The sequence below is a fragment of the Protofrankia sp. CiT1 genome, from assembly GCF_917627335.1.
Classification (GTDB): Bacteria; Actinomycetota; Actinomycetes; order Frankiales; family Frankiaceae; genus Protofrankia.
Genome location: NZ_CAKJTP010000011.1, coordinates 24,169 through 47,247 on the forward strand (window position 1 = coordinate 24,169; position 23,079 = coordinate 47,247).

Sequence of the window (23,079 nt, forward strand, 5' to 3'; positions counted from 1 at the left end):
ACCCCGGCTGAGCGGGCTGCCGCCCAAGGCGTCGGCGAGATTGTCGGAGCGGCGGCTTATGGTCCACAGCCATGAAGCCTTCCACGGGGGCTGCCGGCACATCCGGTGGGCAGACTCCGTCTCCATATGATCATTCTTCGCCGGATCAGGTCCGCGTCGTCGGTTCGCTTTCGCCCTCGCGGGCGGGTGACTTCATGAACTGCCCGCTGCGTTACCGGTTTCGCGTGATCGACCGGCTGCCCGAACCCCCGAGCTCGGCCGCGGTGCGCGGAACGGTCGTCCACTCCGTGCTGGAACGGCTGTTCGATCATCCCCCTCCCGGTCGCACGATCACCACGGCCGAGGCGCTGCTGGAGCCGGCCTGGCGTGATCTGCTCACTCGGGAACCAGAACTCGCCGGCTTGTTCACAGACGACGCCGAGCGGGCGGTGTGGATGGATTCGGCCCGGGCGCTGCTGGCCGGGTACTTCAGCCTGGAGGATCCGGCCCGCCTGGCGCCGGCCGCCCGGGAGCTCTACATCGAGCACGTGCTCGATTCCGGAGTACGCCTGCACGGATATATCGACCGGCTCGACGAGGCGACGACCCCGGACGGGGTGGCGCTACGGGTCATCGACTACAAGACCGGGCGCGCGCCGGGGCAGGCGTTTGAGGGCTCGGCGTTGTTCCAGCTGAAATTCTACGCCTACCTGGTCTGGCGGATCCGCGGTGTGGTCCCTCGTGAACTGCGGCTTTACTACCTGGCAGACCGCACCTGGCTGCGGGTCGCCCCCGATGAGGCGGACTTGCGGGCGACCGAACGGAAGATAGGCGCGCTGTGGTCGGCGATCAGCCGGGCACGCCATACAGGTGACTGGCGGGCAACCCCGAGCAGACTGTGCGATTGGTGTGATCACAAGGCCCGGTGCCCGGCGTTCGGCGGCACGCCACCACCGCTGCCCGCATCCGAGAGCGAGGGCGGCGCGGGCGCCCATGAACCCGCGCCGACGGTGTCTGAGGCAGCTGGCTGACAGTGGGGGGACAGCGACGCTCGGCGGGGATTCACTGAAGTCCGCGGCAGGCGAATCTTCGGTTCTTCTGCCGTCTGCCGACAATGCGGATCCACCTCTGCCAGAGCAGCGGTGAAGCGGCTGACAGGACGGGCGGGCGCGGATGGGACAGTACCGGGGACGGCGGTATCGCGGTGGTATTGATGATCCACCGGACAGAATCTTGCGCATAATCGGCCAAAGGTGGCGTCACCGTGGCTTTCGAAGGGAGCTTTTTTCATGAGCCGAGCGGGCCGGGCTTCCGGCACTGATCCGTCCGCTCCTTCCGCCAGGCCGGTGGCCTCCTCGAATCCGGCCCACGGCGGGCTCGGTACGGGAACGGAGGTGGTTCCCGCGGCGCGGGCCGCCGGGCTGGTCAAGATCTATGGATCCGGGCAGACCGCGGTCACCGCGCTGCGTGACATCGATGTCTCTTTTCCCCGCGGGCGGTTCACCGCGATCATGGGGCCGTCCGGGTCGGGGAAATCGACTCTGATGCACTGCCTGGCAGGCCTTGACACCGTGACCCGAGGCCAGGTCTTCGTCGGTGATGTGGATCTGTCCCGGTTGTCGGACAAGCAGCTCACCCACCTTCGCCGTGACCGCATCGGCTTTGTGTTCCAGCAGTTCAACCTGCTGCCGACACTGACCGCCGCGGAGAACATCACGCTTCCCCTCGACATCGCGGGCCGCAGGCCCGACCAGGCATGGATGCGGCAGGTGATCGATGCGATCGGCCTCGCGCCACGCCTGGGACATCGCCCGTCCGAGTTGTCCGGCGGCCAGCAGCAGCGGGTCGCGTGCGCCCGCGCGCTGGTCACCCGGCCGGATATCATCTTCGCGGATGAGCCCACCGGCAATCTGGACTCCAGGTCCGGAGCTGAGGTGCTGTCGTTCCTCCAGCGTTCCGTGCGTGATCTCAAGCAGACCGTCGTGATGGTCACCCACGATCCCACCGCGGCTTCCTTCGCCGACGAGGTTGTCTTCCTCGCTGACGGAAAACTTGTCGACTCGATGCCGGACCCGACCGCCGAAAGCGTTCTTGAGCGGATGAAACGCCTCGACCAGCTCCAGCAGAAGGCCGATATGGGGGAGGATGGCCGGGCGGACCAAGCTGTGGACCAGGCCGCGGGGCAGGCCTGGCCGGATGGGGAACCGGCGGCCCTGGACGGAAGTACCGGCCACGGACCAGCGGGCAGGGCCTGAACAATGTTGCGTACCACCCTTAAGATCCTGCTGGCCCGCAAGCTCCGATTGATGTTGTCCGCCCTTGCGGTCGTGGCTGGGGTCAGTTTCGTCACCGGCACGCTGGTGCTCACCGACACCCTCAACCACACCTTCGACACGCTGTTCGCCAACGTCACCAAGAACATCAGCGTGTCGGTTCGGACGATCAACGCAGTGGACGATGATTCCGCTGGGAACAGCCCCAACCGGCCCGTTCCCAGCTCCCTACTGGAAGTGATCAAAGGCGTGCCGGGTGTCCGGGCGGCCATCGGCGATGTTGACGGAACAGCCGTGTTCGTCAACCCCCGCACCGGCAAGGTCCGTGATACCGGCGGCGCGCCTGGGATCGGCACCAGCTGGGATGGTGGCACGCCGCTGTCCGCGGTCGACATCGCCTCGGGCCGGGAGCCGCACGGCCAGGAGATCGTCGTGGACAAGGGCAGCGCGGACAAGGCGGGGCTGGTGATCGGCGACCAGGTGACGGTGCTGACCAAGGGCACGCCCGCCGTCTACACCCTGGTCGGGACGTTTCGGGTGTCCGGGCAGGACAGCGTCGGCGGTGCTACGGTGATCGCCTTCGACACCCCCACCGCGCAGCGCGTGCTGCTGGCTCCGGACGAGTTCACCTCGATCAGAGTCGCCGCCGTCGCCGGGCTGTCCCAGACCGAGCTTCGCGATCGGATCGCCAGGGTCCTGCCCGCGGGCGTCGAGGCGATCACGGGCAAACAGCTCGCCGATGAGAACGCGAACGCGGTACAAAAAGCCGTCGGCGGTTTCTCCACGTTTTTGCTGGTGTTCGCGGGAATCTCGGTTTTCGTGGGTGCCTTCATCATTTTCAATACCTTCACGATGCTGGTGGCCCAACGGGTCCGGGAGCTTGCGTTGCTGCGGGCGCTGGGCGCAAACCGGCGCCAGGTACGGCTTTCGGTCCAGTTTGAGGCGGGCGTCGTCGGGTTCGTCGGCGCGACTGCCGGGCTGCTGCTCGGTGCGGTGCTGGCCCTTCTGCTGCGAGTGGCGATCGCGGCGTTCGGGGTGTCGCTGCCCAGCGGAGGGCTGGTTTTCCGGCCCCGAACAGTGATCGTCGCCTATGCTGTCGGAATTGTCGTCACGGCGGTCGCCGCCTTCATTCCCGCGCGTAAAGCCGCGTCGGTCCCGCCGGTGGCCGCGATGCGCGAGACCTTCGTCCTGCCCACGCGTTCCCTGCGTATCCGTGGCATGGCTGGGTGCGCCCTGAGCGGGATCGGCGCGCTTCTTCTCGTATACGGGCTGACCGCTGTCACCGGGAAGTCCGGGGCCGCGCTGGTCGGCATCGGTGCTGGATTGTGCTTCCTCGGTATCGCCACCCTCTCTCCGCTGCTTGCCAGGCCCATCACCAGGTTCATCGGCGCTCCCCTCCCCCTTGTGTTCGGTGCTACCGGCCGCCTCGGCCGCGAGAACGCGATGCGTAACCCGCGCCGCAGCGCCTCGACGGCATCCGCGCTGATGATCGGCCTTGCGCTGGTCAGCGCTTTCTCGGTACTCGGCGCATCTATCAAGTATTCAGTCAAAGAAACGGTCAGTAACAGTCTCGGTGCGGACTTCTACCTGGCTGGTTCGGGCTTCGGCCAGGGGTTCAGCCCCGAGATAGCCCGTTCCCTGCGGGGCAGGCCGGGTATCGACCTGGTCACGGGGCTGCGGTCGGACATCGCTGACATCAAGGGGAAGAAGGCGACGCTCCTGGCGGGTGACCCGGTCGCCCTGCCGCAGCTGCTCGCGTTGCACCAGGTGACCGGGGATCTCACCAAGCTTGGCAACGGGACCATCATCATGGATAGTGACACCGTGACAGCTGACGGGTTCGCCGTCGGTCAGCAGGTTCCGGTACTTTTCCCGGATGGCCCGACCATGCTCACCCTCGCCGGGACGTACCAGAAAAGCCAGGTAGCTGGCAAGTACCTCGTCTCCCTGAGTGAGTTCAGCCGACACTACAATTCCGACCTCGACATGTTCGTCATGGTCAGGATTGCTTCGGACGCGAAAATCGACCAGGTGAGGAATGAAATCAGCTCCGTTACTCGGTCGTATCCCAACGTGCAGGTGCGTGACCAGTCCGAGTTCGTCCGGCAGCAGGAGAAGCAGGTCGACCAGCTGCTGGGCTTCGTCTACGTCCTGCTGGCGCTAGCCGTCGTGATAGCGCTGTTCGGGATCGTCAACACGTTGGCTCTCTCCGTCATCGAACGGACCCGGGAGATCGGGCTGTTGCGCGCCGTCGGCATGAGCAGACGCCAGCTACGCAGGATGGTACGGCTCGAGGCGGTGGTGATCGCCGTGTTCGGAGCGGTGCTCGGGGTCGCCGTCGGTAGTTTCTTCGGCTGGGCGCTGACCCTTGCCCTCAAGGATCAGGGTATCAACGCGTTCGCCTACCCGCTGGGGACGATCATCACCGTCGTGATCATAGGCGGTCTGCTCGGCGTCCTCGCGGCCATCTTCCCAGCCCGCCGGGCCGCGAAGATGGACATCCTGCGGGCAATCGCGACGACTTAGCGCGCCCGGCAGGAGGACTGTCTGTCTGTGTCATCGCGCCCCGGTGGCGCGATGACACAGACAGAGGATCCCACGGGTTGCCCGACATGCATGACGTCATAGGGCAGCCTGCGGCCAGGACGCTTCTACACGGGCGTGTCGCCGGCTGCCATGCGTTCCTTCAGTTTCCGCACTCCACCCGTCAGATGATGTTCGACGAAACGTCCGACGAGATAGTCGATATGGTAGATATAGGGTACCGGTTTGACGAACATCTCCTTGCCTAGGAGCAGCGCGAAGGCGGACGTCGTACTGAGCGTCGTGGCCAGCAGGCACGCACTGCTGACCGCGGCACCTGTCTGGGCCTCGAAGTCGATGACGGAGTTTTTCAGGTAGCTGTCCTGAAGTGCCAGCGGCGCGATCCCCAAACCAAAGTTTGTGATTTTTTCTTGCTCGCTCAGGTCCGGAGTGAGGTCGAAGAAATCAGCGAAGCCCATGCCCTCGGGGTCGAAGTAGTGGTGTGTCGCGCCGTAGCCTACTGGGCCGGACATGACTACCGGGATCGATCGTTCTCGGGCGCCGCCGTAGACCATGATCCGTGGCTCGATGACGAAATAGTCCAAGGCATCGCAGACGACGTCGACACCGTCGAGGAACTCGTCGACCGTCTTCTTGGAAATGCCCTCGATCTTCCGGATCCGTAGTTCCGGGTTGATGGACAGGAGACGTTCCTCAAGCACGTCCGCCTTACGTGCTCCCACCGTGTGCACGGTGGCGCCGAACTGGCGGCTGAAATTCTCCGGGCCGAAGGTGTCGAAATCGGCGATGTGCACCCCGCCGACCCCCATGCGTACCAGCGTCTCGGCATGGGTATAACCGACACCGCCACAGCCCGGCACCGCGATTGTCTTCGTGGCCAGGGTCTTCAGTTCGGTCTCGTCGATGATTCCCAGCATCCGGCTGAACAGGACGTCACGCGCATAGGGGTTCGCCGTGGCGGTCGGATCGGTCATGATCTCGGCCTTATCATCAGGTGAAGGTTGTGGACAGTTGTGTTCGGGACGCGCTTGTCAAGGCCGCCGGGTGGAGTGTCGTTGCCTGACGTGGCGGGTACGGCACCGGGTCCGCGGCGCCGTATGCACGGATCAACGAGTATCCGCAAGGTAGCTCAGAACGTCCTGTTCCCTGCCCACAGTGGGGCCGCGGACTTGGTTGTGTTGCTTGCCAGTGGCAAGGCCGTGGGCTTGGTGAGGTCCAGGACGAAGTGGAGCCCGACGTTTTCGAAGCCAGCACGATGCCCGAATTTCTGCCCTCTTTCGTTGGCGATGAAGGAGTCGAAACAGGCCGTTTCGCAGTTCTCGTCGCGGGCCAGCTGCAGGAGGTGGTCGAGCAGCGCTCTGCCGACCCCCAGCGAACGCTGTGATTTGTGAGTCACGAAGTGATCAAGGTACATGTAACGCCCGCACCAGAAGCGGGTCTGTATCCAGTAGCCCCCGAGCGCGGTCGGCATACCGTCAACGAGCACCACTGTGCAGTGCCACCCGGCGGAGGAAATAGTGCTGAAGCGCTTACGTAAGACCGCCTCGGACACCGTCGGGTAGAGTTCGACGAGAAATTCGATGACCAGGTCCTCATCATCGTGTGTCAGATCCTGGAATTTTATCTCCATATTTGTCATCCCGTCAGTGGAATTTTGCCGTCTTCCATGTGGGTAAAAATTGCTATCAGGACATCCCGATGCCCTTCGGTTGGCGGCGAGATGCTGTTGATAGGCGTAACGGCGTGCAGGGTCGTTTTGTCGTTGTTGAACAAAAATCCGCCCGCTTCGCTGAGCGCTAGTTCCAGGAGCTTTCTGTGATCACTGTCGTGGTAGAGGACGCTGACGCCTCCCACCACCTGGTGGCGTTCGACCATAACCGTCAGGACATAGTCGACACCGTCATGGTGGGCGCCTTCTGGCGTTGGCTTACCGATGAGTCCGGGGCCGCAGATGATCCGGTTCTGGAAGACCTGGGCGAACCAGGCCGGGTGACCTGTCAATGCCTGCAGCTCGCCGCAGGCCCAGCGGAGCGCCGTACGAAGCACTGGGCTGCTGGCTGTTACGGCTTGCATGGGCGCGAAAAGCCGTTCAATCCCGCCGTTAAGATAGTTCGTCGTCGTGGTCTGTGTGTAGGCGCGGTGCGGCAGCAGCTCGACGGTGCCGCTGGCCGGAACGAGGTGGAACTCGGCGTATCGACGCTGCCGGTAGCGGCCGTGGTCGGCCATGTACCGGTCGAAGGGCAGGTCGTTCCAGGACTGTGCGAAGGAGTCCCAGGGCGACCCCGGCGTGGCGGTGACCCCGAGCTCGGCGGCGATACTGCCATGCGCGTAACCGACCGTACCCAGCTCTCGGGTGACAGAGCGGACCGGTCCCATTATTGTGGCCTCCTTGGTGGGTCTGCGAGGACATGAGGCAGGGCTGGGGCGCCGGCGTCGTCGAAACGCCGTACCATGCCGTCGTACTCGCTCTTCTTCTTCCACTCCGGGTCCGGCGGCTGATAGTTCTCCCGCGGGCAGTGCTTCGAATGTTGCCCGGTCACACGGTCGTGCAGGTACCGCGGACAATTCTCGAAGATATTCCGTACACGGACTTCGACGACCGCTTCCGCGCCGATGAACTCACTGGTCCGCGCCGGGTCGGTGTGGACGCTGGCAGCACCGTTGATACGTAGCTTCACCGGCCTTCCGGGGTCGATGAACAACAGTCCCACCGCCGGGTTGGCCCGGATGTTGCCGAGGCTGCGGAACATTCCGTTGCCGTCGTAGCTAGGAAAGCAGAAGGTGTGCGGGCCGGTTACCCGCACGAAACCAGGAAATCCTCCCTTGTACGAGCAGTCCGGCCGCCCGTCGGCATCGGCGGTGGCCAGGTAGAAGCAGTCCGCCGCCTCGATGATCGATACATCCTGTGTGGAGAGGGCGGGTGCCACGTACCGGTCGGCGATGTGCTGGGCGAGCCGTTCGGTGCCGAACTCGCGCTGCAGTTCGAGGGAGCCGGCGTGGTAGAAAGCTGGTTCCCTCGGCGCCTGCTGAGACTGACGGCGGCGAAGCGACAGGCTGTGCAGGAACTTCTGGTAGAAGACTGGGTAACTGGTGAGCACATATGTCCCGTGGGCTTGGACGAGTGGATGCCGCGGCGACAGTTTCTGTAACGGCACCAGCATCGCCAGATGATGCTCGACATGTAGGTTGTTGCTGTTGGTGAACCAGCGGGAAAAGCGGCTGCCTGTAATCGAACGAGTGTTGCGTAGAATATTCCTGGAATCGCTGTCACAGTAAATGTGTTCAGGCAGCTCAATGAGGAAATGAAGCGGGGTGGCAAGGAGGAACGGTAGCAGCCACAGCCGTAGGACCAGCTGGCCACCGCCGAGCGCCACGGCGATGACGAGGATAGCGAGGAAAGCACCGATAATACGGTACTCGGCCGTGACATAGCGGTGCGTCTTTGGGCTGATCTGACCCCCGGAATATCTCCATTCTCCCTTGAGTGACTGCCCTGTGGAACGCGCTACGGACACTACCCGGCCATAGTTGAGGAGTTCACGGAGAAATGATGAAAATGTCATGTGCTGTCGGGTGTCGAAATCGAAGAACGCGGTGTCGGCGGCCGTGCCTATATTCTTGTGGTGCTGGAGGTGGCGCACCCGGTAGTGACTGAAGGAGACCAGGAAGGGCAGGCTCATGGCCATGCCGACCGGGCGGTGCGGACGGGCCGACCGGAACGCGCTGTGGTGCAGGCACTGGTGCGCCAGCTCGACCCAGTGGACCATCATCGCCGCGAGCAGCAGCACGCCGGCCATGGCTGGGAGAACAGAGGACCGCAGCGCCAGCCAGCCGCCGATTGAGGTGAGTATGCCTGCGACGCAGATGCGCCCCAGAAAGGTCATCTCGTCCTGCCGGGTGACGAGGGTGCGGGCCAGCAGCGCCGCCGGAACATCGTGTTCACTCATGACAGGCTTTTGATGATCGTTCGCAGCCGGCGCATCCTCATTAAGATCATTTGATAATAGGCGTCCGCCACATCGACCCGGATACATACGCCGAGACAGATCTCCCGAAGGACCGCCGGTGACGTGCCGGCGAGCGCCAGAAGCACGTTCTCAAGCCATTCTTTCCCGTGGTCCGCGTCGACATGGATGTGCAGGCGCTGGTATTCGATGGCCGTATCCGGCACGCCGGCCCGAGCACAACCGCGGACCATGGCCTCGAAGCGCGGCGACGCGCTCTGTTCCAGCACTCCCATCGCGCCCAGGCCACGCGGGGTGAGATGGCGGTGGATGCCATAGGACATCAGCAGGCAGGCGTTCTCGTAGATTTCGGCGCACTCCAGATCGTCGATGCCGGCGCCGTGGGCGGCAAGCAGGCTCGACATGTAGGCGCTGGAAGAGGCGAACAGGCGTGTGTGGACCTGGCTCGGATCGCCGCGTCCCATCTCGTCCCAGTAGTTCTCCGCGATGGTCATCTTTGCCGCGCCTGAAAGACCTACCTGGGCCAAGGCGACCAGATCGTCGAATCTGCCGTCGACCAGCTCCTCGGCCGCTACGAAAAGCGCGATTTCGGGCAGGCTGGCCTCATGCTCGAGGTAGTGGCAGAAGTCGGGCTGCTCGTGGTTCCTGGCGGTGGTGAGAAACCACTCCTGGAACTCGTCGACCGAGCGGGGTAACCTCGCCAGGTCCACCCGCGACTCACGCGAGGTGTGCCAGGCCCGTTCGATCTCCCGAATCTGTGGATCGGTGTTGAGGCACGGGACGCGCTCGAAGTCCTGCGCGCCGGCGAGGTAAGCCGTGTAGTAGGCATGCAGATGCCGTAGTACGTCCAGCTGGCTGGCAGGATCACCGTCACCAGCCGTCGGGAATGCACGTTCGATGACATCGGGCCGGGCTAGCGGCGCGGTCAGGGTGTGTCGGGGCAATGCTGAGCCAATTAGCATAAAAAATGTCATTCCGATCCGCGTTGATCGAGCACAGAGACAGACGCGGTTCACCTCCTTGGCGCGGCACGCCGGATGATGCGCGCCTGTTCGACGCTCTTCCTTTGCTGAGGCAGTGGACGCCGGCCCACTACGTCCCTGTCGTGCCTATCCATAGTGGAAGAAAATCGTCTCAGACGCATCAGAAACCCGTGACCAGCGGCATTACCATCAGCCCGCTGGCAGACAACCGTGCCAGCGGGCTGATGGGGCGCGGGTTTTCCCGGCGGCTGTCGACCGCATCCCGTGGCGGGAACGCGGACGTGGGCACGCCGGGGTGGCCGGTTGGCGGTACGGAGGTGGCTCGGGGCTCTTGGCTGAAAAATCAGTATAAGAATATTCTTATATAAGAAAAAGTGTGCGAATAAAAATCGCGTTACGACTCGGACGCCTGCCACGCGAGGGGCACCTGCCAGGTCAGCGTGCTTCCGGTGCCGTTGTTCCCCGGCCCGAACTCCATCCGGCCACCGAGGCCAAGCGCCCGTTGGCACAGGTTCGCGAGACCGCCAGTGCGGGCTGCCCTGCCCGGTCCGCGTCCGTCGTCGTGGACCTCGACCAGGACGTCATCGCTGCTGACGCTCACCCGGACGGCGATGTGGTCGGCCTGCGCATGGCGGGCGATGTTGGCGAGCGCCTCGCGCAGCGCGGCCAGCAGATGCTGATGTATCGGCCTGGGCACGCCGTCATCGATCGGTCCCTCCAGGCGGACGATGGGCGTCAGGCCCAGGTAGGCCTCCGCCTGTGTGACGATCCGCTGAACTTCGGCCCGCAGGTCACCGATGTGTGTGCTCAGCGGACTCAGCGCGAAGATGGTACGGCGGATCTCGTCGATCGTTTGATCCAGCTCCTCGACCGCCCCGCTCAGGCGCACGCCCGGTTCACCCGCGACAGCCCTCCCGACCGCCTGGAGCTGCAGCCCGGTCGCGAACAGCCGTTGGATGACGACATCGTGCAGATCTCGGGCGATACGGTGACGGTCCTCGTAAACCGCGAGTCTCTCCCGATCGTTCTGAGCGCGGGACAACTCGACGGCCAGCGCGAGCATGTTCGCCGCGGCCTGGACGAAGTGCACTTCGTCCAGCATGAACCGCCGTGGCGTGCTGCTGTGGACGGCCAGCACCCCGAACGCGCGCCCGACCGGGCCGATACGAGCCCCGACGGTGGCACGGCAGCCATCCATCCACGGCCACTGCCCGTCTTCGCTGTTCCCGCGGGTCGTGGGATCCGACTTGTCGATCAGCAATGGCTGATCCCCGCTGAGGATCTGGCCAAGCAGTGATGTCGGGGCAGCTGGCAATGAGCCGAGGGATCGCGCGCCCGCTGGCCGGCCGAGGGATACCCGGGCGGTCATCCTGGCTTCGCCGTCCGCGGCCTCCTCAGTTTCGAGGAGATCGCACAGCGTGACATCCAGGGTCGACGTGACCAGTTCGCCGGCCTTGACGAGCAGGGCCGGCAGATCGAGACCGGACAGCGCGTGCTGACCCAGCAGAGCCAGACCCGCCTGGTGGCGCTCAGCCCTGCGCAGGTCGCTGACGTCCGAGAAGATGACTGCCAGCGCGATCTTCTCCTGATAGGAGAACGGGATCACTGACAGCCGCAGTGACCGGCCTGTTCCAGCACCGTGGATCAGGTCGAAGTCACCGAGTTGAGGCATGCTGGTTTGCAGCGCGACCGCAACCATCCCCCAGTCGCCCCCCAGCGTCTGCCCCTTGTTGTCGCTCGGCCGCAGGAGGTCAACGAGCTGCTGGAGCGGGTCGCCGCAATCCTGCGGGACACCAAGAAGCTGGTTGACCACCAGGGAGCTGCGCGCTATCCGCAGGGTATGATCATAGATGATCACCCCTACCGGCACCCCGTCGAGCCGGAGATTCTGGGAGACCAGCTCCAGCATGGCATTGTGCTCACCGATCGCCACCGAGCCGGCTCGAGCGCCGGTGGTGTCTATGATCGTCCCGACGTTGCCGATCACTTCGCCGTCGGGGCCGCGCTGAACGCTGGCCCGTATCTGCACCCACCGGTAGCTTCCGTCCCGGGTGCGGTACCGGGTCTCATGATGGCAGTGATCGGCTCCGCCCTCGACCACCGCCATGAACAGCGCGATGGTGTGCTCCACTTCGTCTGGATGGACGTACTCCAGGAAACCGGTGCCGAGGCTGGCCTCGATCTCGAACCCGGTCAGCGTCGTCCAGGCCTGATTGAGGTAGGTCCAGCGGCCCTGCGCGTCGGTCCGGAACACAACCTCACTCAAGCTGTCCAACAGCGGAGGAGCCGTGGCCTGTTCGGTGGTGTGGCCCTGACCGATCGCGGCTCCGCCACGGTCACCTATGTCACCCGCCTCCGCGGAGTGATTCGATCCGGACTGATTTAAGACAGACACTGCGCAACACCGTCCCCCATGTCATACGGACCTCTACACGGATTCTCCGACATCCGCGCAACTGCGTGTCCCACCCCCGTGCACCAGGTGTCGCAACCAGCCAGGCAGCGCAATCAGCCCAGAGCGACGGGGTCAGCCGTGATGGACGGCGCAGTAGGAATCGCGGCTGGTGCTGCTGGTCAGGGGCGGATGGTACGCGTAGGTCGCCTTGACGGTGGCGGCTGTCGTCGCCGCCGTGGCCTCGATCTGATTGGCCACGGTTGCCCAGTCCTGCGGAGTCTGCGCTCTGACGAGCCGCTCGGCGTTCGTCCACGCGGACTCTCGCCATGTCTCCAGAATCTGCATGAGCGCCGTCCAGCTGATCCCGAGCGGAGTGGACAGATCGTTGGTCGACGGGTCGAACCGGGCCGCCAGTTCGTCCAGCAGCGGTTCCACGACCTGGTTGAGGAAGACGTTGACCTTGTCATGATCTGGTTTGCGGCTCGCGCCATCCGGCGTGACCAGGCCCAGCGCGGCCAGTACATATGGCAGATCGCGGTTGACATGGGCGTTCATGCCAAGAAGAAGGTCACCGGCACCGGACACCGCGGAGGTGTCCGCGGCATCGAAGGCGATCTGCCACGCGCGTGGCACCTGTGCGATGTCGCCGCGGGCCCAGGCGTCGTAGGCGTCGAAGTACTCCCCCGCGAACATTGTGTCCTCGGTGGTCACATAGGCGACGTCGGCGAAGAATCCGGGCTGGGCCGCGGCTCGCCGGTATTCCTCGGTCGTACGCAGATAGGCGAGCGAGAAGACGGCGCTGTGGGCGCATCCAGCGGCCAGCGGCGTGAATCGATTAATCATATTGCTTATTGTGGTGTCGACGCAGCTGAGGCTGCCATCCGCGCAGGCGGTCGGGTGCGGCGATGTGTAGGGGATCGGAAGCGCTGGCAGCAGTGCCGGCGTGTTGACAAGAATCGGCGCGGAACCGCTTATGTCCACCGGCCCCACCGTCAAGGCCGCGGCGGGCCGGGCGGCTGGCAGTATGGTCGCGACCAGGGCGAGCGGGAGCAGCCCGATCGTGAATATCGCGAGGGCGAGCGCGCGGAAACCGGTCGCCATATCCGTTAAGCGAGGTAAGGACAGCATGGATCAAGTATAGGATTATTTGTCCATAAAAAGTCGTGATTTTCCAGCTGGCGGCGCGACCAGCCCGCCGAGCAGGCCCACGGTGACTTCGTGCAGACTCGACAGCACGGTCGACCGGGCGGTGACCACTGACGGCGCGGCCATCGGGAACGACGGGACGAGAACGGTCGCGCAGCCCGCGTCGATGCCGGCACGGGCGCCGGCCTCGCTGTCCTCGAGGACCACACAGCGGTGTGGTGCCACACCCAGCAGCCCGGCCGCCGTCAGGTACGGCTCGGGATGCGGCTTGCGCAGGCTCACCTCGTCCCCGGCGACCGTCACCGCGAACCGGTCCAGGCCGATCACGGCGAGGACGGGATCCATCAGCACGCGGAACGACGACGACACCAGCGCGGTCGGGATCCCCGCGCCAGCCAGCGTGTCCAGCAGCGCGATGGAACCCGGCATCGGGACGATCCGGTCGGGCTCACCAAGCAGCTCGGCGGTCCGCTCGATCAGGAAGCGGGCGGCCGCGTGCGGGTCGGCGTCGGGCACTCCGAGCATCGACAGCATCAGCGGCAGGGCGGTGTCGACGCCGTGCCCGATCATCGCGGCCTTGATCTCGGGGGTGAACCGGGCGCCGAGGCGTTCCGCCAGCTCGTGCTCGGCCACCGTCCACAGCGGCTCGGTGTCGACCAGCAGGCCGTCCATGTCGAACAGGACGGCCGCAACACCATCGTCAACGTTCATCTGACCTGAATATCAGGTCGTGTCAGGCCGTGTCAGGCCGCGAAGTACTTTGCCTCGGGATGGTGCGCGATGATCGCGGAGGTGGACTGTTCCGGCACGAGCTGGAACTCCTCGGACAGCGCCACGCCGACCCGTCCCGGCCGCAGCAGCTCGAACACCCCGGCCTGCTGCTCCAGGTCGGGGCAGGCCGGGTAGCCGAAGGAGTAGCGGGACCCGCGGTAGCCCTGCCGGAAGACGGCGGCCAGCTCGCCCGCGTCGGCGGCACCGGTGGGTGTGCCATCCGGCAGCAGCAGCTCGGCCCGGACCCGCTTGTGCCAGTACTCGGTCAGCGCCTCGGTGAGCTGGACCGAGAGCCCGTGCAGCTCCAGGTACTCGCGGTAGGAGTTGGCGGCGAACAGCTCGGCCGCGACCTCACTGATCCGTCTCCCCATCGTCACAATCATGAACGGGACGACGTCCACCTCGCCGGACTCCTCCGGCCGGTAGAAGTCAGCCAGGCACAACCGGCGGTCCCGACGCTGGCGAGGGAAGGCGAAACGGGCCCGCTCCGTACCGTCGCCGGACAGGACGATCAGGTCCTCACCCTTGCTGACGCACGGGAAATAGCCGTACACGACGGCGGCCTCCAGCATCCGCTCGGAGGCGATGCGGTCCAGCCACATCCGCAGCCGAGGACGTCCCTCGGTCTCCACCAGCTCCTCGTAGGACGCTCCTTCGCCGCCACGGGTGCCGCGCAGCCCCCACTGGCCGAGGAAGGTCGCCCGCTCGTCCAGGAAGGAGGCGTAGTCGGCCAGCGGGATGCCCCTGACGATCCGGTCCCCCCAGAACGGCGGCACCGGTATGGGGTTGTCGGTGGCCACGTCCGAGCGGGGCGGCAGCTCGGCCACGGGCTCTCCCCCGCGGGCCGCGGCCCGCGTGGCCTTGATCCGTTCGGTGCGCTCCCGGCGGGCGCGGCGGTGCGCCAGGTGCGGGTCGTCCGCGAGTGGCGGCGCCTCGCCCCGTTTGGCCGCCATGATCGTGTCCATGAGGGCCAGTCCCTCGAAGGCGTCCCGGGCGTAACGGACGTCGCCCTCGTACAGCTGGGCCAGGTCCGCCTCGACGTAGGCACGGGTGAGCGCGGCACCACCGAGCAGCACCGGCCAGGTGGCCGCCACCCCGCGGGCGTTCATCTCCGCGAGGTTCTCCTTCATGACCACGGTTGACTTCACCAACAGCCCGGACATGCCGATGGCGTCGGCGGCGTGCTCCGCCGCCGCGTCCAGGATCGCGCTGATCGGCTGTTTGATCCCAAGATTGATCACGGTGTAACCGTTGTTCGACAGGATGATGTCCACCAGGTTCTTGCCGATGTCGTGGACGTCGCCCTTGACCGTGGCCAGTACCAGCGTGCCCTTGCCGCGGCTGTCGGTCTTCTCCATGTGCGGCTCGAGGTGGGCGACCGCGGCCTTCATGACCTCCGCGGACTGCAGGACGAACGGCAGCTGCATCTGGCCGGAGCCGAACAGGTCGCCGACGACCTTCATGCCGTCGAGCAGGGTGTCATTGATGATCGCCAATGGGTCGCGCGACCGCATCGCCTCGTCGAGATCGGCTTCCAGGCCGGTCCGCTCACCATCGATGATCCGCTGCTTGAGCCGCTCGTCCAGCGGCAGGGCGGCCAGTTCCTCGGCCCGGCTCGGCCCGTCTCCGCCGCTGTCGACACCGGCGAACAGGTCCAGAAAGCTGGTCAGCGGGTTGTAGCCGTCCCGACGCCGGTCGTAGACCAGATCGAGCGCGACCGCACGCTGCTCATCCGGGATGCGTGACATCGGCAGGATCTTTGAGGCGTGCACGATCGCCGCGTCCAGCCCGGCGTCGACGCACTCGGCCAGGAACACCGAGTTGAGCACCACCCGGGCGGCCGGCTTCAGACCGAAGGAGATGTTGGACAGCCCGAGGATGGTTTGCACGTCGGGGTGGCGCCGTTTGATCTCGCGGATCGCGTCGATGGTGGCGACTCCGTCACCGCGTGACTCCTCCTGCCCAGTGCCGAGGGTGAAGGTCAACGCGTCGATGAGGATGTCGGACTCGCGCATCCCCCACTGCCCGGTCAGGTAGGTGATCAGACGTTCGGCCACCCGCACCTTCCACTCGACCGTGCGGGCCTGGCCCTCCTCGTCGATACACAGCGCCACAACGGCCGCGCCGTGTTCGCGAATGATCGGCATGACGGTGGCGATGCGGGACCCTGGCCCCGCGCCGTCCTCGAAGTTGACCGAGTTCACCACCGAGCGCCCGCCGAGGCATTCCAGCCCCGCCTCGATAACCGCGGGCTCGGTGGAGTCGAGCATCACCGGCAGTGTGGATGCGGTGGCGTAGCGGCCGGCGACCTCCCGCATGTCGATGCTGCCGTCCCTGCCGACGTAGTCGACACAGACGTCGATCATGTGTGCGCCCTCGCGGATGGCGGTGCGGGCGATCTCGATGATGTCGTCCCATCGGCCGTCGATCAACGCCTCGCGGAAGGCCCTGGAACCGTTGGTGTTGGTGCGTTCGCCCACCATCAGCACCGAGGTGTCCTGGCGCAGCGGCACAGCCTGGTACAGCGATGCCGCGGCGGCTTCAGGGGCTGGCCGCCGTGGGGCCACGCCCCGGCCGGAGAGCCGCTCGACGACCTGGCGCAGGTGTTCGGGCGTGGTCCCGCAGCAGCCGCCGACCAGCACGGCGCCGTAGTCACGGGTGAAGGTGTCCAGCGCGTCCGCGAGCTCGGCCGGGGTCAGCGGGTAGGTGGCGCCGTCGCGGCCGAGCACCGGCAGACCGGCGTTCGGCATGACCGAGAGCCCGGCCCGGGCGTGCTGGGCCAGGTGACGCAGGTGTTCGCTCATCTCGGCCGGCCCGGTCGCGCAGTTCAGACCGATCAGGTCGATGCCGAGCGGCTCAAGCGCCGTGAGCGCGGCGGCGATCTCTGAACCGAGCAGCATCGTCCCGGTCAGTTCCACGGTGACCTGCGCGATGAGGGCGACCTGCCGGCCGGCGGCGGCCATCGCGCGGCGCGCCCCGATGATCGCCGCTTTTGCCTGCAGGAGGTCCTGCGCGGTCTCCACCAGGACGGCGTCGACGCCCCCCGCGAGTAACCCGGCGACCTGCCGCTGATAGGCGTCCCGCAGCGGTGGGAACGTGATGTGTCCCAGCGTGGGCAGCTTCGTCCCAGGGCCCACCGAGCCGAGGACGAACCGGGGATGGCCGGCCGTGCTCCAGAAGTCGGCGGCTTCACGGGCGATCCGGGCGCCGGTCTCGGCCAGTTCCCCGATACGGTCAGCGATGCCGTACTCTCCGAGATTGGCGAGGTTAGCTCCGAACGTGTTCGTCTCGACTGCGTCACACCCGACAGCGAAGTAGGCGTCGTGTACTGCCCGCACCACATCTGGACGGGTCACGTTCAGAATCTCGTTACAGCCCTCGTGGTTCTCGAAATCGTCGAGGCTGAGATCAGCGGCCTGCAGCATCGTTCCCATGGCGCCGTCAGCTACCAGCACACGCTCAGCCAAGGCGGACAGCAGGTCTTCTCGCACCAGGAAAGCGTACCGGTAGTGCCCGTGCCGATCGCGCTGGTGACTCATGGCCATCATCGGGTTTGTCCGGATTACCAGCCATGTGGCCGGCGCGGTCGCGGCCTGTCGCCCGGCGGGGCGAGGCGGGCCGGGCCGGGCAGCGGGTATTGCTGGGACAGCGGGTCGCAAGGAACCACCGGCACGTACCAACGTAGGACGTACCGTTGCACTGTCACGGGGGCAGTGGGCCGCCGCGGGGCGGCAGGAGGTGGCAGGTGATCGAGTTCTCCGGTGTCGGGCAGCTAAGGTCGCCGATCGTAGTGGCTGCCTTCGAGGGGTGGAACGATGCCGCGGACGCGTCGTCCGCGGCTGTCGAACATCTGGAATCGGCATTCGACGCGACGGTGATCGGTGCCATTGATCCGGATGACTACTATGACTTCCAGGTCAACCGTCCCACGGTGAGTGGGATCGACGGCGCGTCGCGCAAGATCTCCTGGCCGACGACACGCCTGTCGGTCGCCCGTCTCGACCGTGGTGACAACGATCTGGTCCTGATCCGTGGTCTCGAGCCGAACATGCGCTGGCGGGGTTTCACCGAGGAGCTGATCGAGGCGGTCCACGCGCTCGGCAGCGAGATGGTGATCAGCCTCGGCGCGTTGCTCGCGGATTCTCCGCACACCCGCCCGGTGCCGATCAGCGGCACCGCCGGGGACCCGGCCACCGCTGCCCGTCTCCGGCTGGAGCCGTCGAAGTACGAAGGCGCCACGGGCATCGTCGGGGTGTTCGCGGAGGCATGTGCCCGCGCCGAGCTCGCGTCGGTGTCCTTCTGGGCCGCTGTCCCCCATTACGTGGCGAACCCGCCGTGCCCGAAGGCGACGCTGGCCCTGCTACGGCGGGTCGAGGACCTGCTGGACATGGAGATCCCTCTGGGTGACCTGGCCGAGCGGGCCCGGGCGTGGGAACGCCAGGTGGATGAGCTCGCCGCGGGCGACAGCGAGGTTGCCGAATACGTCCGCGCGCTGGAGTCGAGGGAGCCCGAGACCGAGCTGCCGGAAGCCAGCGGGGACGCGATCGCCCGTGAGTTCGAACGGTACCTGCGGCGGCGGGGCCAGTGACTACTCCTCGACGATCTCAGCATCGATGATGTCGTCTTCGCCGCGGTACGCCGGCCGGGTGCTACTCGCTGTAGTCGATGCCCGGATGAAGAAGCTGGCTCCGGCACCGCCCCCGGCCGCCTCCGGTGCCGAGCCGCCGGCCGGATGCTTATGCGCCACGGGTTCATGGGCGCTATGACTGTACGTCACGCCTTGGTCCGCGCTGTGCACCTCCGTCGGCATATATGCTCCGGGTTGCTCGGACGGCTGCGCGGGCCCGGTAGCGGCCGTCGTCCCGGCGCGAGCCAGGTCCATGACCGCACGGTCGATCTCACCGGAGCCCATCAGGCTCCGCACGCGCAGCAGCGCGCCGAGCACCTCGCCCTGCTGGTGCCGTAGCCCCTCGAGGATTCCCGACACCCGCTCGATCTGCGTCTCGATCTCCTCGCAGCGTTGCCGGGCACGCTGGCGTGACTCCTCGACCGCGTCGAGGAGCAGTTTGTCCGCTTGCTCACGAGCCTTGCGTACGATCGGGTGGTTGGCGGCGGCGTCCTCGACCGCCTCCTCCAGCGCCTGCTCCGCGATGCTGCGGGCGCCTGTGACGATCTCGTCTGCTTCCTGCTGGGCGATGGTCAGCATGAGACCGATCCGCCCGCCTGCCTGCGCGGCGAAGCGGTCAGGCAGGCGCGTCTCGTCCTCGCGGCGGCGGCGGTCAGCCTGCAGCGCCGCCTCGGCCGCAGCCGCCCGCCGCGTCACCTGGCTGGCATACCGCCACAGCGTGGCCAGGTACTCCTCAACCTGACGTGGATCATAACCCCGCGCCACCTCATCGAACCTCGGCCGTTCGGCGTCGGTGCCGGTGTCGGCCCGGCGGTAGTCGGCACCCATCAAACTGAACTTCCTCCAGCCATGATCGGCTCAACGTCCACCCCGAGTAACGAGTCGATGATTGCATGCGCCAGAGCGGGGGCCTGCGGGTCATCGCCTCCCGTGCTGAGCGCGGCGCCCGCCCAGCGGTCGACAGCGGCGACGGCGGACGGCGCGTCGAGGTCATCGGCCAGGTGCCGGCGCACGTCGTCGAGCAGCGGCCGGGTATCCGGGCCACGCTCGTGACCGATCGCGGCTTGCCAGCGAACCAGCCGCTCGCGGGCGAGGCCCAGGAGCGAGGGAGCCCACTCCCACTCGGCCGTGTGCCGGTGGCCGAGGAGCGCGATCCGGATCACCGCCGGTGGCACGCCACGGACCAGCAGCCGGGACACGAACTCCAGGTTCCCTCTCGACTTCGACATCTTGTGACCGTCAAGGTGGACCATGGCGGTGTGCACATGGGTACGCGCGAACGGCCGGACACCGCTGGCCACCTCCGCGTGGGCAACGCCGCATTCGTGGTGCGGAAACATCAGGTCCGTACCACCGCCCTGGATGTCGATCCGCTCCCCCAGATGGGCCAGGGCGATCGCGGCGCACTCGATGTGCCAGCCCGGCCTGCCCGGCCCGAACGGCGACGGCCATGCCGGCTCACCAGGGCGCTCCGCCCGCCACAGCAGGGGGTCGAGCGGATTCCGCTTGCCGGGGCGGCCGGGATCGCCACCATTGCCGGCCGCCCGGTCGACCATCATGTCGTGGCTCAGATGGGAGATCTCGCCGAAATGGGGAGCCGCCCCGATCGGGAAATAGATGTCCCGGTCCACCTCGTAGGTGGCGTCACGGCCGCGCAGTTTCTCGATGAGTTCGATGACCAGCGGAATCGACTCGACCGCTCCCACATATGCCGTTGGTGGCAGGATGCGCAGCGCGGCCATGTCCGTCCGGAACAGGTCGATCTGGCTTCGGGCGATCTCCCGCCAGTCCTGGTTGTCCCGCCTGGCGCGTTCGAACAGCGGGTCATCGACGTCGGTGACGTTCTGGACATAGCGAACGTCGTGGCCGGCGTCCAGGAGGACCCGCGCAAGGAGATCGTAGGTAAGGTAGGTGAACGCGTGCCCGAGATGCGTCGCGTCGTACGGGGTGATCCCACAGACGTACATACGGGCTGTCGGCCCGGCCGCGAGCGGGCGCACCGATCCGGTGGCCGTGTCGAAAACCCGGAGCGGGAATCCTCGGCCGGGAAGCCGAGAGCGTGCGGGGGCCGGCCAGGATTGCATGCGTGTCAGCGTAGCTGGGTCCGTGTCAGACGGGCCCAATTGCCATAAGAGCGACCGGCAAGAAGAACGTGGATCAAGAGCGGGGCTGGGGCGCGTGGATCGCGAGGCGCCGCCTGGACAGTCCTCTTGCCGGAGCCGCTCAGAACGGCGGCCAGGGGATAGGCGGCCAGTCGCCGGACGGGACCGGAAAGCGGCGTTCGGTCAGCAGCCGCTCGATCCGCGCGCGCAGGCTCTCGATCTCCGTTTGCGTGAGCAGGCCGACGAGCGCCGTCGCGAGCCGGCCAGGCGGCTCCGCTTCTGGGGCCTCCGGCGACGCGGGAGGATCATTATCGCGTCGCCTTTGGCCATATGGCTCTGTTTCTGGGGCCTCCGGCGACGCGGGAGGATCATTATCGCGTCGCCTTTGGCCATATGGCTCTGTTTCTGGGGCCTCCGGCGACGCGGGAAGATCATTATCGCGTCGCCTTTGGCCAGGCGGCTCCGCTCCCGAGGCACTGAGCGCCACTCGCAGGCGGGTCAGCAGTTCCAGCTCGTCGGCGCGCAGCCGCTGCCCCCGCCACGTCCACAACAGCGTGCGCAACTTGTTCTCGGCATGAAAGGTCACTCCGTGGTCGATGCCGTAGATCCGGCCGGACGGGCCAGGCAGCAGGTGACTGCCTTTGCGGTCGGCGTTGTTGACCACGGCGTCGAACAGCGCGATCGCCCGTAGCTGAGGATCATCAGAGCGGGTCAGCGCGACCAGGTCGACGGTCTCGTCAGTATCGATCCACAGCTGGACCATGCCCGCGCCGAAAGGGCCGTCCCGCAGCACCGTGGGTGGCACAATCCCCGCGCCGGTCGCCTCGGAGACCAGATAGGCGGCCTGCTCACGGCCGGCGAGCGTCCCGTCGGGAAAGTCCCACAACGCCCGCTCGCCACGGACCGGCTTGTAGACGCAGTGCCCGACGACACCATCGTGGCTGATCTCGCAGTACAGGGTCGCGTTACTGGCGTCGACCAAGCGGCCCGTGACGGTTATCGCGCCGGCACACAGGAGCGCGAGAGCGCCGGCCGCGTCGAGCCCCCCCGCGTCAGTCGGCTCGAGCGGCGGACGTTCATCGGGCGCAATGCCGGAAACAGACTCACTCACGTCTCTTAGTCTCGCCGCCCGCTCATGTCCCCCGCGGTCCGCGGCCCCGGCAAGAACTCATGAGGAGCCGTGATCGCGCGTTGAGACCGCCTGGCACCCTCGCGACGCACACGCCCCAACCCCGCTCGCTGCCCCCACGCTCCTGCCGCCGGGCGCTCTTGTTGATCATATTGATCATTCGGTCGTTCCGGCGCCGCCACCGACGATGGCGTCACCATCGGTCGCGCCATCGGCAGTGCGTGGAGCTGGCAGCAGGTCCGCGACCCCGTCACCTCGGTCGTTCACCCTTATCACGAACGGCCGGCGTTCGGTGTAACGGATGACCGTCAGCGAACAGGGATCCACCGAGATGCGCTGAAAAAGATCCAGGTGCATGCCCATGGCGTCCGCGACGATCGCCTTGATCACATCGCCGTGGGAGCACGCCAGCCAGACGGCGTCCGGCCCGAGTCTCGCGTTCCAGTCGCGGATCGCGGTGACCGCGCGATGCGCGGTATCACGCAGGGCCTCTCCCCCGGACCCGGGGAAAACCACCGCGCTCGGGTGCTCCTGGACGGTCCGCCACAGCGGATCAGCGGCCAGGGTCTTCATCTCCTGGCCCGTCCAGTCGCCGTAGCGGCACTCCCCCAGCCGGTCGTCGACCGTGATGCTACGTGCCTGGTCCGTACCGTCGGTGGGTTCGGGCCGCTGGGCTCCGATCGCCGCGGCGGTCTCCTGGCAGCGCTGCAGCGGGCTGGACACGATCGCGGCAAGCGGAACCGGCGCGAGGCGGCGCGCGAGCGCCCGTGCCTGTTCCCGGCCCCGGTCGTCAAGACCGACACCCGGGGTCCAGCCGAGCAGGACAGTGCCTGTCACGGCGGTAAGACCATGGCGGACGAGCAGGACGGTGGTCACCGGGCATCCACAGAGCAGATCATCATGGGATGGCCGCAACGGCTCCGGCGGCCGCCAAGAGCCGGACCCCGCTACCCAGCCCCACCCCGTAGGGGACAGACGCCAGCGTGCTGTGGTGGGCGAGGAATCTCAGCGGGCCGGCTATGGAGGCGTAGCCCCCGGCAGCGGCGAGGAGGGTGGCAAGGAGCGCCGGAGCCACGCCCAGGCCCAGGCCCAGGCACTCCGTCAGCCCCCGCGCAGTGCCCAGCGCAACGGCTTCCAGCATGTTCAACGGCAAGTCCCCTCCACA

Annotated in this window: 18 protein-coding genes; 4 read left to right on the plus strand and 14 right to left on the minus strand. The window is 66.4% G+C overall.

Annotated features, from left to right (window positions below):
- Positions 1 to 71: 71 nt before the first annotated feature.
- From MJ785_RS03620 to MJ785_RS03630, 3 genes are all read left to right on the plus strand, one after another.
- Positions 72 to 1,010, plus strand: a complete 939-nt coding sequence (locus tag MJ785_RS03620; RefSeq protein WP_239380030.1) for a PD-(D/E)XK nuclease family protein — start codon at positions 72 to 74, stop codon at positions 1,008 to 1,010.
- A gap of 258 nt (positions 1,011 to 1,268) precedes the next feature.
- The gene (locus MJ785_RS03625; RefSeq protein WP_239312265.1) at positions 1,269 to 2,234 is read left to right on the plus strand and encodes an ABC transporter ATP-binding protein; all 966 of its coding nucleotides are present in this window, start codon (positions 1,269 to 1,271) and stop codon (positions 2,232 to 2,234) included.
- Between the two features lie 3 nt (positions 2,235 to 2,237).
- Positions 2,238 to 4,778 (plus strand): ABC transporter permease, encoded by a 2,541-nt coding sequence (locus tag MJ785_RS03630; RefSeq protein WP_239380031.1) that lies wholly within the window; start codon positions 2,238 to 2,240, stop codon positions 4,776 to 4,778.
- Between the two features lie 125 nt (positions 4,779 to 4,903).
- Here MJ785_RS03630 and MJ785_RS03635 read toward each other — a convergent pair whose 3' ends face one another.
- The 9 genes from MJ785_RS03635 to metH form a co-directional block, all read right to left on the minus strand.
- Positions 4,904 to 5,770, minus strand: coding sequence for a ThiF family adenylyltransferase (locus tag MJ785_RS03635; RefSeq protein WP_239312261.1), 867 nt, complete (start codon positions 5,768 to 5,770; stop codon positions 4,904 to 4,906).
- A gap of 155 nt (positions 5,771 to 5,925) precedes the next feature.
- Positions 5,926 to 6,426, minus strand: a complete 501-nt coding sequence (locus tag MJ785_RS03640) for a GNAT family N-acetyltransferase (RefSeq protein ID WP_239312258.1) — start codon at positions 6,424 to 6,426, stop codon at positions 5,926 to 5,928.
- A 5-nt stretch (positions 6,427 to 6,431) separates the two neighbouring features.
- A complete protein-coding gene (locus MJ785_RS03645) occupies positions 6,432 to 7,172 on the minus strand; it encodes a 2OG-Fe dioxygenase family protein (protein ID WP_239380032.1) in 741 nt (246 codons plus the stop codon).
- Positions 7,172 to 8,743 carry a fatty acid desaturase gene (locus MJ785_RS03650; protein WP_239312252.1) on the minus strand — a complete coding sequence of 524 codons (1,572 nt, stop codon included), beginning with the start codon at positions 8,741 to 8,743 and terminating at the stop codon, positions 7,172 to 7,174. The genes MJ785_RS03645 and MJ785_RS03650 overlap by 1 nt, the downstream gene beginning before the upstream one ends.
- Positions 8,740 to 9,723: an iron-containing redox enzyme family protein gene (locus MJ785_RS03655; protein ID WP_239380033.1), complete on the minus strand. Its 984-nt coding sequence runs from the start codon at positions 9,721 to 9,723 to the stop codon at positions 8,740 to 8,742. Before MJ785_RS03655 ends, MJ785_RS03650 begins: the two co-directional genes overlap by 4 nt.
- Positions 9,724 to 10,138: 415 nt before the next feature.
- Positions 10,139 to 12,010 (minus strand): PAS domain-containing protein, encoded by a 1,872-nt coding sequence (locus MJ785_RS03660; protein WP_239380034.1) that lies wholly within the window; start codon positions 12,008 to 12,010, stop codon positions 10,139 to 10,141.
- A 261-nt stretch (positions 12,011 to 12,271) separates the two neighbouring features.
- Complete coding sequence (locus MJ785_RS03665) at positions 12,272 to 13,240, minus strand: DUF5995 family protein (protein ID WP_239311271.1); 969 nt, start codon at positions 13,238 to 13,240, stop codon at positions 12,272 to 12,274.
- Positions 13,241 to 13,282: 42 nt separating this feature from the next.
- Positions 13,283 to 13,996 carry an HAD family phosphatase gene (locus tag MJ785_RS03670; RefSeq protein WP_239346637.1) on the minus strand — a complete coding sequence of 238 codons (714 nt, stop codon included), beginning with the start codon at positions 13,994 to 13,996 and terminating at the stop codon, positions 13,283 to 13,285.
- A gap of 32 nt (positions 13,997 to 14,028) precedes the next feature.
- Entirely contained in the window at positions 14,029 to 17,595 is a 3,567-nt protein-coding gene (gene metH / locus MJ785_RS03675; protein ID WP_239404972.1) for a methionine synthase, read from the minus strand.
- 206 nt (positions 17,596 to 17,801) lie between these two features.
- Between metH and MJ785_RS03680 the strand changes: the two genes are divergently transcribed.
- On the plus strand, positions 17,802 to 18,644 hold the full coding sequence (locus tag MJ785_RS03680) for a PAC2 family protein (RefSeq protein ID WP_239311268.1): 843 nt from the start codon (positions 17,802 to 17,804) through the stop codon (positions 18,642 to 18,644).
- On the opposite strand, the gene MJ785_RS03685 is transcribed toward MJ785_RS03680, so the two are convergent.
- From MJ785_RS03685 to MJ785_RS03705, 5 genes are all read right to left on the minus strand, one after another.
- Positions 18,645 to 19,511 carry a hypothetical protein gene (locus tag MJ785_RS03685; RefSeq protein ID WP_239311267.1) on the minus strand — a complete coding sequence of 289 codons (867 nt, stop codon included), beginning with the start codon at positions 19,509 to 19,511 and terminating at the stop codon, positions 18,645 to 18,647. It lies immediately after the preceding gene.
- Positions 19,511 to 20,767: a cysteine--1-D-myo-inosityl 2-amino-2-deoxy-alpha-D-glucopyranoside ligase gene (gene mshC, locus MJ785_RS03690; RefSeq protein WP_239311266.1), complete on the minus strand. Its 1,257-nt coding sequence runs from the start codon at positions 20,765 to 20,767 to the stop codon at positions 19,511 to 19,513. The genes MJ785_RS03685 and mshC overlap by 1 nt, the downstream gene beginning before the upstream one ends.
- A gap of 139 nt (positions 20,768 to 20,906) precedes the next feature.
- A complete protein-coding gene (locus MJ785_RS03695) occupies positions 20,907 to 21,896 on the minus strand; it encodes an SCO1664 family protein (protein WP_239380035.1) in 990 nt (329 codons plus the stop codon).
- 174 nt (positions 21,897 to 22,070) lie between these two features.
- Complete coding sequence (locus MJ785_RS03700) at positions 22,071 to 22,790, minus strand: histidine phosphatase family protein (protein ID WP_239311274.1); 720 nt, start codon at positions 22,788 to 22,790, stop codon at positions 22,071 to 22,073.
- Positions 22,791 to 22,812: 22 nt separating this feature from the next.
- Positions 22,813 to 23,061: a hypothetical protein gene (locus MJ785_RS03705; protein WP_239380036.1), complete on the minus strand. Its 249-nt coding sequence runs from the start codon at positions 23,059 to 23,061 to the stop codon at positions 22,813 to 22,815.
- Positions 23,062 to 23,079: the final 18 nt, after the last annotated feature.